Annotated in this window: 8 protein-coding genes; all 8 read left to right on the top strand. The window is 52.9% G+C overall.

Annotation, left to right across the window (positions count from 1 at the left end; genetic code table 11):
• Positions 1-31: 31 nt before the first annotated feature.
• Positions 32-8,356: a hemagglutinin repeat-containing protein gene (locus CKW31_RS02480; RefSeq protein WP_095092859.1), complete on the top strand. Its 8,325-nt coding sequence runs from the start codon at positions 32-34 to the stop codon at positions 8,354-8,356.
• Positions 8,357-8,436: 80 nt separating this feature from the next.
• Positions 8,437-8,784, top strand: a complete 348-nt coding sequence (locus tag CKW31_RS02475) for a hypothetical protein (protein ID WP_141230108.1) — start codon at positions 8,437-8,439, stop codon at positions 8,782-8,784.
• A gap of 219 nt (positions 8,785-9,003) precedes the next feature.
• Complete coding sequence (locus CKW31_RS02470) at positions 9,004-9,423, top strand: SMI1/KNR4 family protein (RefSeq protein WP_095092857.1); 420 nt, start codon at positions 9,004-9,006, stop codon at positions 9,421-9,423.
• A gap of 417 nt (positions 9,424-9,840) precedes the next feature.
• The gene (locus CKW31_RS02465; RefSeq protein WP_095092856.1) at positions 9,841-10,068 is read left to right on the top strand and encodes a hypothetical protein; all 228 of its coding nucleotides are present in this window, start codon (positions 9,841-9,843) and stop codon (positions 10,066-10,068) included.
• Complete coding sequence (locus CKW31_RS02460; protein WP_095092855.1) at positions 10,068-10,559, top strand: hypothetical protein; 492 nt, start codon at positions 10,068-10,070, stop codon at positions 10,557-10,559. The genes CKW31_RS02465 and CKW31_RS02460 overlap by 1 nt, the downstream gene beginning before the upstream one ends.
• A gap of 636 nt (positions 10,560-11,195) precedes the next feature.
• Positions 11,196-11,642: a hypothetical protein gene (locus tag CKW31_RS02455; protein WP_095092854.1), complete on the top strand. Its 447-nt coding sequence runs from the start codon at positions 11,196-11,198 to the stop codon at positions 11,640-11,642.
• A gap of 291 nt (positions 11,643-11,933) precedes the next feature.
• Entirely contained in the window at positions 11,934-12,224 is a 291-nt protein-coding gene (locus CKW31_RS29445; RefSeq protein WP_141230115.1) for a hypothetical protein, read from the top strand.
• Positions 12,221-12,667 carry a hypothetical protein gene (locus CKW31_RS02450; protein ID WP_095092853.1) on the top strand — a complete coding sequence of 149 codons (447 nt, stop codon included), beginning with the start codon at positions 12,221-12,223 and terminating at the stop codon, positions 12,665-12,667. Before CKW31_RS29445 ends, CKW31_RS02450 begins: the two co-directional genes overlap by 4 nt.
• Positions 12,668-12,787 lie beyond the last annotated feature (120 nt).

Raw genomic sequence — 12,787 nt, 5'->3', positions numbered from 1 at the left:
TAATCAAATTTGTTGCCGCGAGACTTCGAAAATGGACGTTCATCAATTTGCACTTCTGGCCCGCCAACCTTCTGCTGAGTTGAAGCCACGCAAGCGCTTTTTAGGCGTGTCCAAACGTGCGTTGGCGTTGCTGATGGTCAACGTCATGTTCTGGCAGCCGATCTGGGCGCAGGCGGGCGGAGTTGCAGTCAGCGGCGGCACCAACACCAGCGTGGGGCAGGCCGCCAATGGCGTCCCGGTGATCAATATTGCGGCGCCCAATGCGGCTGGGCTGTCTCATAACCAGTTCAAGGATTACAACGTCGGCAAGGAAGGCGTGATCCTCAACAACTCCACCAGTGCTGCACAGAAGACTCAGTTGGCGGGCTATATCAACGGCAACAGCCAGTTGGGCGGCAAAGCAGCAGGCGTCATCCTTAACGAAGTCAACGGCGGCAGCGTCAGCCAGCTCAATGGTTACACCGAGGTCGCAGGCAAGTCGGCGCGGGTCATTATTGCCAACCCTTACGGCGTGACCTGTAACGGTTGCGGATTCATCAACACGCCTCGTGTGACCCTCAGCACCGGTAAGCCAGTGCTGGACGGCAACGGCAAGCTTGATCGTTTCGAAGTCGATGGCGGCAGTGTCAACATCGAAGGCGACGGCCTCAACGCCGACAATGTCGATCAGTTCGATATCATCACCCGTTCGGCAAAAATCAACGCCAACATTTACGCGAAACAGCTGAACGTCGTCGCGGGCGCCAACGACGTTAATGCTGACACGCTGGCCACCACTGCACGCGCGGGCAACGACGCCGAAAAACCGGCGTTGGCGATTGACTCGTCGGCACTGGGCGGCATGTACGCCAACACCATCAAACTGGTCGGCACCGAGAAAGGTGTCGGGGTAAAACTGGCTGGCGATATGGCTGCCAGCGGCGGCGACATGCAAATCGACGCCAACGGCCATTTGACCATGGCCAAGGCGGCCGCCAGCGGTGCAGTCAACGTCAATGCTGCCAGCCTTGATGCCCAGGACTCAATCTACGCCGGTACTTCGGCAAACGTGCAGACCCGTGGCAGCCTCAAGAACCAGAAGGTCCTGGCCGCCCGTGACAGCATCACACTGAGCAGTGGCGGTCAGCTCACCAACAGCGGCACGGTCCAGGCGGGCATCAACCCTGACAATACCCGCAACGCCACCGGTGACGTCAGCCTGAAAGGCAAAACGATCAACAACACCGGCAACGTCGTCGCCAGCCGCAACCTCAGCGCCACCGCGGAACAATCGCTGACTAACAGTGGCGCGATCCAGGCCACCACCTCTGCCAACAGCGCCGCCGATTCGGGCAATGTCAGCCTCGCCGGTGCATCCATCACCAATACGGGCAATGTGGTTGCCAGCCGCAACCTCACGGCCACGGCCTCGCAGGTCGTGGACAACAGCGGCACCTTACAGACGGGCATTAACGCGGATAACTCCCGCAATGCCAATGGCGACGTCAGCCTCAATGGCCAAACCGTCACCAACACCGGCAGTGTGATTGCCAGCCGCAATCTGTCGGCCACGGCCGGTCAATCACTGGCCAACAATGGCGGCATCTTCGCTGCCGGTCAGACGTTGATCGCCACCACCTCGATACTGGATAACCAGAACCAAGGCCAACTGCTCAGCGATGGCGACATGACGCTGACGGCCGATAATCTGCTCAACGGTTCAGACGGTTACATCAGCAGCGGTGGCGGGATGACCGTGCGTGCGGGTGCAATCAACAACCGCGCAGGCCTCATCGAAAGTGGCTCAACCCTGGATATCAGCGCGTCCAGTCTGGACAACACCAACGGGCAAATTCGCGCCCTTGGGCTTACAGGTAACAGCCGCTTCGCCATTACTGGCTTGCTGGATAACACCGGTGGCGCACTTGAGTCGGCCAACACTGACCTGAGCCTGGCCGCGGGCAGTTTCCAGAACCTAAACGGCAGCGTTCTGCACGTCGGCACCGGCGCACTGGATGTCTCCGGGCTGGCCCTCGACAACGTGGGTGGCAGCCTGGTCACGCGGGGTGGTTTGACGTTCAACAAAGCCGCCTGGACCAACAGCAGCGTGATTCAGGCTGCCAACCTGACGCTTGATGTCGGCAACTTTCAGCAAACCGCAACGGGTCAACTTCTGGGGACCAACAGTTTCGTCGGCAGAGGCGCTAACTGGTCAACCAATGGCGTCATTGCCAGCGATGGCCGGGTGGATCTGACCCTCACCGATCAGTTGACCAACAGCGGTCGCATCACCTCGGCAACCAGCGTGGGTGTGAACGCACCACGGGTCAGCAACCTCGGCACCCTGGCTGCAGGCCAAGTACTGACGGTCAGCACGGGCAGCCTGCTCAACGACCACGCGCTGATTTTCAGCGGCGGCAATATCAGCCTGCAGGTTGATGAACTGAATAACGTTGCATCCGACATCTACGCGATGGGCAACTTGCTTGTCGATCGTGACGGTCTGGGTGGGTTGGCCACCAGCATCACCAATAGCTCCTCGAACATCCAGGCCGACGGCACTTTGAGCCTGGCGGCGAGCACCATCAAGAACATCCGGACCATTCTGACGGTCGAGTCGGGAATCTACAGTGCCTCGATTACCCCCACCGCGTGTATCGAAGGGCAGACGGCTGGCGACTGTGAGGGGGGCAAGCAGAACCGGCCTTTCCTGATCAGCCAACGTGATCATCTGGCCGTTACTGAAGCCAGCGCCGCGTCAAGCATCACCTCCGGCGGCAGCATGCTGCTCACTGGCGGGAGTCTGCTCAACAGCAGCAGTAGCATCGCTGCCGGGGGCAACCTCACGGCAATCTTTGATGATCTCACCAACACCGCGATTGAAACCCACGACACCCAGACCGACCGTGTTTTTGTAACAGAGCGAACCCGTAGCCCTGGTTTCATGCGTCGACTGGCCAGTGCCTTTACCCAGAAATACTCAATCGACAGCCCCGGTTACAACAAAAATGATTTGGGCGGTCTTGAAGCCGCGCTTGCCACCTTCATCGGTCGCACTGAAGGCGAAAAGCCCGACTTCGCGAAAACTACCCAACTGGCAGCACCTGACCAAAGCTACTCGGCCATCATTCAGGCGGGCGGCGCAGTCAACGTTCAGGCCAAAAACGGCATCGACAACTCCGTCGTGCGCGGTGGCTACACCTACGTGGGCAGCGGCGCAAAAACCGACACCAGCGAGCCGGGTTACTCCACCGTCGTCGCGCTTAATCCTCAACTGACACCGGACCTGGGTCAGCAAGCGGTCAACCCGATAAACCTGCCCGGCTTCCAGCTGCCCACCAGCCAGTTCGCCTCCAACCCGCAAAAGTACCTGATCGAAAGCGATCCGGCGTTCACCAATCTGGGCCGCTTCCTGAGCTCGGATTACATGCTCGACAAGCTGGGCTACAACCCGGACGAAGCCCAGAAGCGTCTGGGTGATGGTTACTACGAGCAGAAGCTGATCCAGCAAGCCGTCATCGCCCGCACCGGCCAGCGTTTCATCGACGGCCAGACCAGCGATGCAGGCCTGTTCAAATACCTGATGGACAACGCCATCGCCAGCAAGGACGCCCTCAATCTGTCGGTGGGCGTAAGCCTGACGGGCGAGCAAGTCGCAGCGCTGACCCACGACATCGTGTGGATGGAACAGCACGAAGTCTCGGGTCAAAAAGTACTCGTGCCTGTCCTGTACATGGCCCAGGCCAATAACCGTCTGGCCCCCAACGGCGCATTGATCACCGGCAACGACGTCTCCCTGATCAGCGGCCAGAACCTCAACAACAGCGGCACCCTGCGCGCCACCAACAACCTTGGCGTCAGCGCTGGCGGTAACCTGACCAACTCAGGTCTGGTCGAGGCGGGCAACCTGCTGCAAATGCGCGCCAACAACAACCTGACCAACACCGCAGGCGGCGTGATCGCCGGACGCAACGTCGACCTCGTCGCCGTCAATGGCGACCTGCTCAACGAGCGCAGCGTCACGACGCACCAAAGCGACAGCGGTTACCGCTCCGAGCGCACCCAGTTCGTCAACAACGCTGCACGCATCGAAGCCGCCGACACCCTGACGATGCAAGCCAAACGCGACGTCAACAGCATCGGCAGCGCGATCAAGAGTGGCGGCGACACCACCATTCAGGCCGGTCGCGACGTCAACATCGTCTCCGCCCAACAGGAAAACAGCGGCGCCGTCGGCACGCGTTCGACCCGCCAGAACATCACCCAATACGGCTCCGTTGTAGAAGCCGGTCGCGACTTCCAGGTCGTCGCCGCCCGCAACATCAGCGCCGTCGCCAGCCAGATCAGCGCCAAGCGCAACCTGACCCTGGACGCCGCCGAAAACCTCAACATCGCCTCCGCGGCCGATGAGCAGCATTCGTACAGCAAGAGCAAAAAGGTTAAGGCTCAGGAAGATCATGTGAGCCAGGTGTCGAGTGTGCTTAAGGCGGGTCAGAACGTCGCTCTTGGCGCAGGCACTGACCTCGGCATCATTGGCAGTCGTGTCAACGGTGGCGGTAACGTAAGTCTTGATGCCGGGCAGGACGTCGTAATTGCATCGGCTCAAGACGAAGCCTATTCGTACTTCAAGAAAAAGAAGACCGGCTCATTTGGCCGCAGCAGCACCCGTGAAACCGAGAGCTACAACTCGACGAATGTTGACTCCGTCATTGACGCTGGTAACGACCTCACGGTCAACGCCAGCCAGGACGCCAAAGGTGCAGTGAGTATCAATGGTGGTCGCGATGTAGCTATCGTGGGCAGTCAGCTCAAATCGGGTAACGATCTGTTGCTGGGCGCCACTAACGACGTATCGATCACGTCGGGTGTCGAGGAGTCTGGCTCTTACAGCAAGAAAACCAAGTCTGGTTTTCTGGGCCTTTCCAAGAGCGGCAAAACCCAGCTGCAAACCACTGCGACTCAAGCAGGTAGTGAGCTTGAGGCTGGCAACGATTTGATCATCGCGACAGGTAATGACCTGAGTCTGCGCGCCAGTAGCGCCACGGCAGGTAACGATGCCGAGTTGCGAGCCGGGTTAGTGAACGATACTGGTGATGTGCTCCTGGATTCTGCCCAAAACACTGCTTACAGCATGACCGAGCAGTACAAGAAAAAGTTTGGTTTGTCGGGGGGCGATGCGTTTGGGCTGATGGTCGGCACCCCTTCGTGGGGCGGCGATATCACCCTCAGCTCTTCTAAAAAGGCAGGTCGCGAAGTCACCAGTTCCACCAGTGCAGGCAGCTATGTTGGCGCTCAACGAGACGTCAACATTGATGCTGCTCGCGATATCAATGTAGTGGGTAGCGATGTGGGGGCTGGCCGTACGGTCAACCTGAACGCTGGCCGTGACACGAATGTGCTGGCCAGCAGCAGTCAGCAGCAGACCTCAAGCTGGGAAACCAAGAAAAGCTTCGGCCTCAAGCAAGATGCTGACCGAAACGGCTATACCACGTTCGTGGGTCAGGAAACGCTCAAGAACAAAAACCGAGAATCGCAGCAAACCGCAGCGGCCAGCCACATTGATGCGGGTCAGGATATCGTCGTCAATTCCGGGCGCGATATCACTCAGCGAGGATCAGACCTCTACGCTGAAAATGACATCGCTCTGCAGGCCGGTCGCGACATAACGATCGATGCAGCCGGTGAGCGCAGCGAAAGTGCCAGCAGCCAAAGTGCCAAGCGCAGCGGTACGACCACTACTGTCAGCTACAACTACGGCAACATGGTTGACGCCGTTAACGGCGCAGGTAAAGGCGAGGACAACACCAGCAAAGCCTCTAGCACCTTGAAGGCCGTAGACGGTGTGAACCAGTTCTTCTCCGGCCCGACCGCTGACGGCAGCATTGGCAACTCCAGCCAGAGTCAGTCGGTAAGCCAGGTTATTAACAGTAACCGAGGCTCAACAATGGTCGCGGGCAATGACATCAGCGTGCTTGCTGGCAATGACGTCACTGTCCGTGGCAGTAATTTCCAGGCAGGGCGTGACATCAACGTCCAGGGTCGGGACGTCACCTTCGACGTCGCCAAAGGCAGCCAGGACAGCGAGGGCGAACAGACCCAAAGCAAAGGTGGGCTCAAAGGCGGCACCACTGGTGGTTTCAAGATCGGCATCGGCGGCAGCACCGGTATTGCTACGCAGGAAGGCATGCAGGGCACGTCGCAGGCTTCGCAACTCAAGGCTGGCCGCGACATTAACCTTGAAGCCCGTCGCGACCTCGCACTGATCGGAACTCAGGCCGCTGCAGTCAGAAACTTTTACCTCAAGGCCGCCAACGACCTCACGATTCGTGCCGCCCAGAATGAGTCCTCCAGCCAGGATGACCGCCACAGCGGCGGCGCTGAGGGTGGTATCGCTGTCGGCCCTAGCGGGATCGGCTTCTATGCCAGCGTAAACATCGGTCGAGGCGAACTGGATCGCGAGGGCAAACAGCAACAGGGGGCTTATCTTCTCGCGGGCAATCAGCTCGGGTTTGAAAGTGGCCGAGACACGACAATCGCTGGCGCCCAGCTAAGCGGTAAAGACGTGACCGGCAACGTGGGCCGCAACCTCAGCGTCTCGTCAGTACCTGACACCGGCAAGGCCAGCGGCAAGCAGTTTGACGTCAGCGCCACTGTCGTTGTCGGCTACGGCGCGTCTGTCAGCGGCTCTGTCGGCTACGGCAAAACCGACGGCAAAACCAACTGGGTTGGTAATCAAACCTCGATCACTGCGCAAGACAAACTCGACATCAAAACAGGTGAACACACCCAGCTCGACGGCGCACTGATTTCGTCCAACACCGGCAACCTGAAACTGGACACCGGCACATTGGGCTTCAGTGACATCGCCGGTCAGGACAAAGAGCGCTCCTACTACCTCAATGTGGGCGGCAGCTACGGCCTCGAAGGAGGCCAGCCACAGCAAGACTCCAGCCAGGTGAGCAAAGGTAATTCAGGCGCGAATGGCTGGAGCGTAGAAGGCTACAACTACGAAAAAGACCGTCAGCAAATGGTCCGGGGCACGATTGGCGCCGGTGATATCGTCGTCCGTCAGGACGCCGTTACTGGCAAGGACTCGACTGCTGGCCTGAATCGGGATGTGAGCAAGGCGTCCGAGATTACGCGGGACGAAGAGCATCGGACTGATTTGTATGTGACGAAGTCTTCTACCGATGCAGTGCTGAGTCCGGTCGATACTGTAAATGGCTGGATCGGCGACGCCAAACAATACGGAGCGCGTCAGGGGCGGGTTCTCGCCGATGGCGTGAACGGAATTCGTGCCTCTACGCTGACGAGCGAAGACATTCCTGCCGAAGCTAAAGGGCTCTTAGGTGTAGAGCAATCCCTCGCGTTCGGTAAGAAACTCGTGGCTGGCGGCATGGCTTTTGGAGCCCTTGACGGCGTATTCACTGCGCTGGACAACATGGCCAAGTCGGCGGCTGAGCTTGATAAATGCGGGGAGCAGTGCATACAGCGGGTTGAAAAAATTAAAGTTACACCTTCGACCAACTCTGCCTTCACCCTTGGCTCTACGATGGAGTTAGATGCTACCCCGGTTAATTGGGGGGAATTTAATAGCCTCATGTATGACGCTGCCAAGTTTTCGCAAACGATACCGGTAGCGCAGATTGAAACCACAATAGCGATGGCGCAGGTCGTGCTGGGGCCGATGAAATTCATCATTAGCACCGCAGCCAACTATGCTGTTAAGCAAGTCGCCGGCGACCAATTTGATGAGTTAAAAGATCAGGCCGCCATCAAGCTGGTTTCTTTCTTCACCTCTGAGAAGGAGGCTCGCGTCGTAGATATCGATGCGCAGGCTAAAAAGGACTACGCAGACAAGGTATATGGCGCGGTGTTCAATGGCAGCACTGATCTCCTTGGCGCAAGGTTCATGGTCGACATGGCCTCGCAGACTGCTATTGGCAGCATCGGCAAGGCGGGTGGTAGGATTGTTGGGGTTGTGGGGGAGAGGGGGGCAAATGGTGCCTCAGGTTCAAATGAGGTTTTGGGTGGAGCGCATCGCGATACCTCAAAACCTGTAAACGACAATTTTGACTCTCATCATTGTCCTGCAAGATCCTGTTATACGGCTGCTCCGATCAGTGATGTTGATGGTCCTGCGATCAAAATGGACCCGAATGACCACAAGTTAACTGCTAGCAATGGAAATTCAGATGCTGCAAAAGCTTATAGAGCGCAGCAAAAGGAACTGCTAGAACAAGGGAAGCTTGATGAAGCTATAAAAATGGATATCGACGATATACGAAGTAAGTTTGGTGATAAATACGATGCAGCTATTGAACAAATGGTGAAATATTCAAAAAGTCTGAATCCTGAAGATTTTAAGCCGAGGTAGATCTAATGAGGTTAAATTACAGCCAGTCTAACGGTCTCGAAAGCTTCTTTTGCGGGCAAGGTAGAGAGGAGGTTAGGAGAGTGATCGGTTTGCCATATAGGGTTTTTCCTAAAACTGAATTTTCAGAAAATTCAATTGACGCGTTTGGCGACGCTGTCATGCAAGTTTGGTACAACTACTCTGATGAGTTGTCGGGGTTGGAGGTATATTTTCCTAATGCTTGTTTTTATTATGATGGTAAGCAAATATTAGGTCTGTCTATTGAGGAGGTTGAGAGTTTTTTTGTCGCTGAGGGTGTGAGTTTTGATGTGGAGAAAGATAAAACTGGCATAAATGTTAATCATAACTCGGTCAGGTTTTATGCTCCTGATATGAGCGATTTAGGGGGGCGAGCCACGGTAGAGGCTGTATATGTTGGCTTTAAGTAGGGAGAAACGGGGTCAGACCACGATTGTTTTCGAGTAAATCGGGGGCAGACCACGATAAAAAGCATTGAAGTCGCATTGCGCCGGGAACAGATTACGGCTAGATAACAAGCTCTTTAATAATTCGGCATTTGTTTTTGTGATTATCCGATGTTCTCCTGGAAAAAAACTGGGTCAGATCCCGGATTTTTCTAAATTGTTAATTTGGTGTTGGAGATTATGATGGATATCAATATAAGAGATGCTGTTGCAGAGCTGAAAAGGGTTCGTATGTCTCTTCCAAATGCGCAGCGACTTCCTGATGATGCCTTAATTTCTGACTATGAGCGTGAGCTCGGTATTTTATTTCCGGATGAATATAAGATTTTTGCCAAGGAGGCAAGTGATAGTATTTTCAATGGTAAGGATGCGCTTCGATTAACCGTGGACAGAAATAGCCCGAGAGAGCTTTTGAACGCAGTTGCAGAGGCGCGAGAGCAAGGTGTTCCAAAATCGTGGCTCCCCATTTGCGAGGATAATGGGAATTACTATTGTCTTCTTGAGGATGGCTCTGTCAGTTACTGGGCGCATGATGGGCCCTCCAATGATACTTGGCCTAGTCTCGCTAGTTGGATAAAGTATGCATGGATAGATGGTGAATGATATTTATAAGCCTATACTGACACCGGCATTGCGCCGGTTTCTTGCAACCCTCCTGAGAAAGTGGAGTCAGGCCACGATTTTCTAGGGTGGGATCTTTTGTTAGTTAGCGGTCTTAACTTTTTAGACTAGGCTTTTTAATAATTCGGCATTTATTTTGAAAGATAATACGATATTTAGTTTCGAAATTTTCGCGATCTAAAACGTTTAACCATAATTTGGCCCTTTTTTACGCAACCTGTCGGTAGGCGTTAGCCTGACCGGCGAGCAAGTCGCAGCGCTGACCCACGACATCGTGTTTAATGGTGGTCTGACCCCGATTCTCCACAAGTTAGTTACAAAAATGGAGAAGAGGCACATTACGGAACATCCGGCAGTGTTCGTCCAGACTGGTGTGTAGGTGACGTATGCAGCGTTGAAGTGAAGAACTACAACATTGCAAAAAATCAAAGCGGGTTAATTAATAATGTTTCCAAACAAGCCATCCAGCGAGCTGAAAATTTACCGAAGGGAATGCAGCAGCAAGTCGTTATTGATGTGCGTGGCCAGATGATAACTGTAGACCAAAAAAGAAATATAATTAAAGGTATTGTTCAGAAGTCGAATGGAGCAATCAAGCCAGAAGCCATTGAATTTAAGAGGAACTGATGAAGAGTGTAGGTTTTCAAGGTGGTAGCTCAATTTTTGAGCTTGGCATGGCTTCGGATATGGTTTGCTTTTTTTCTGTGATTAGAGAAAAAACTGATCTATCAGGAAGTGATCTTCTTATATTAGATCGACTGTTTCGTCGCTATTTGCGCCTTGAGGATTTAAAGGGGGCGACGATGTTTATGTTGAAGTCCAAAGAGTGCTTGTCTGGCATTTCTAACTGCGTTATTGAGTTGGAGAGTTTGGGGTGGGTTTCAAATAATAGTTGCTTAGATACGACATGCTTAAATTATGCGGAAGTATTCATTAAGTATTTCGACGGCTTTGAATATTGCGTTGATTCAGCTAAGGGGTTCTATGAGGACTGGGGAGTATACAAGCCTGTCAGAACGATTGTTTGTGATATGCCTGATTACATGATCGAAAAACTTCGGCCATTACATGAGTATGACAATCTTGGTCCTAATGATTCGCCATTCTGGCTGCGTTAGTTTTTATTTGACCATTTCTATGTGACTGAGGGAACTGGAGGCAGACCACGATTGTTTTCATAGTCGCCACACCCTTGGTTCAGTACATTTGAATGTTTTTGGTGTTTGATGGAGTAAATCGGGGTCAGACCACAATAAAAAGCATTGAAGTCGCATTTCGCCGGGATCAGATTACGGTTAGATAACAAGCTCTTTAATAATTCGGCATTTATTTCTGTGATTATCTAATGACCTACCGCAGCGTCGAGTGCCATGCTCGTGATAAAACGGGGTCAGACCACCATAAAAAAATTGAAGTCGCATTGCGCTGGGGGCAGATTACGGTTAGATAACAAGCTCTTTAATAATTCGGCATTTATTTCTGTGATTATCCGATGTTCTTCCGCAGCGTCGAGTGCCATGTTCGCACCAGGTGCGGATACTAAGCAGTGGCGTCGGCCTTTTTTAATAGTTATCGCTAGCTCTGAATACGGTCCTATGCCAACAAACGCCTGGCCCCCAATATCTCCCCGATCATCGGTCTTGATGTATTTAATGGTGGTCTGACCCCGATTCTCGCGCAGAAAGCGTATAGCGATATAGGGCGGCCCGAATTGTTTGACTCAATCAAGCACCTGATTAAATAGGTATGCAGGCATGACTGATAAACAGATATATGAATTGACTATTGATGATCTTGCTTTTTCTGGCGTCTGGTACTTTCCCATGGATGAGTCTGTAGAGGATGAACTAACAGTTCGCCCTCTCCTTGAGGAGGAAACTTGTGCTAACGCCCAAATAGTCGTTCGGACTAGTTTTATTGGAGTAGACGGCTCTAGCTACTTAGGCTGCCTCTACTGGGGTAATAGTGGGAGCGTTGAGTACTTAAAACCTGTCATTCTTCTTGAAGATGGCACTTATGTAACATTTTGGAATGGCATGGTTAAGCCCTCTTGGGCAGACTACTCCGCAAAAGCTCAAGTGCTAAGGGGGGAGGTACCTTTTTCATATATTTCAGAGCCTCTTCTTGGACTGCCTATAATTTCGGGGAAGCTTGAGGGGCTTTATTATTTAGACGGAGATAAGATTTTCTCGGTAACTTAACAGTGAATACGGGGTCAGACCACGATTTTTCTAGAATGCGACTTGTTGTTAGATGGTGGTATTGGATTTCTAGACTTGGCTCTTTAAAAATTGGGCATTTTTTTGAAGAATGATTAATGGTGGTCTGACCCCAATTATTCCCCTGCCAACGACGCGAGCTTCGATGGTGCAAAAGGCGCAGGTACATCTCTAGAGCGAGGTCTTGCCTACGACAACCCATCTAACCTTATCCAAAGTCGTGTAAGTGAAATTCAGTCACAAATACCTGCGAATTCTCAAGGCCGAATAACTATGGGTGTTGCGGTAGTAGAGGATGCGAACGGTGTTCGCTCTGTTCTGGTCAGTACAAGTGAACCTCGTGGCTATCTTCGTCCTGGAGTGAGTTTGCAAGAAGGCGAGAAAGTAGTTGTTGGAACTGGCCACGCAGAAGCGGATATTGTCAGCTATGCCAACGCTAACGGATTGAAAGTTGTTGATATCGGTGCGACACGTCCTGTCTGTGCATCATGTCAGAACGTAATTGAGCCGACAGGGGCCAATGTGTCAACGCCATTAAAACCACTGCCAAAGGCCAAACAATGATTATGCGTTTAGAAATGGTTGAGAAAGGACTTGTAGAAAAGCTTAAGTTAGTCAGTGAGGAACAACGAAGAATTGCTGTAAAAGTGGCTTGCGAACTTGCTTTTCAGGCTTCTCCAGTAGAAGTGCCTATTGTTGTCGAGTCTCTTAGGCAACTACTATCTGGTAATAGACTCACAACTGATCAGGTTTCTGGGCTAGATGCTTTAGCTGCACAGTTAGATGAGAAATATTTTGACTTGCAAGACAGTCTGGAAGAAGGGCAAAACTTAAATCTAGAAGGCCTTCAGTTGTTTAGCCAAGCTCGTGCTGTATCGGCGCTGTCCTTAGCTGGTAGAGAGAATTCGCTTATTACAGCGACCGAAGCAATATATGAGGCATCATCAGCCGTTGATGATGGAGCTCATATTTTTAAAGCAGTGCTTTCGGTTTTGCCAGAGTCTTAATCAGCAGGTGTTTTGCTTCGGCTGAGATCCGGCGCGCTCGCGCCGGTATTTCCAGTTTCTGTTGCTCCCTGATTGCAATCTTTTTGCATCCTATTTGCAACCTTTCTGCACTCAAGGTGC

It is taken from the genome of Pseudomonas sp. Irchel 3A5 (genome assembly GCF_900187575.1).
In the GTDB taxonomy this organism is placed as follows: domain Bacteria; phylum Pseudomonadota; class Gammaproteobacteria; order Pseudomonadales; family Pseudomonadaceae; genus Aquipseudomonas; species Aquipseudomonas folii.
The sequence above is the reverse complement of the archived record's forward strand: the minus strand, read 5'-3'. Positions and strand labels throughout refer to the sequence as shown.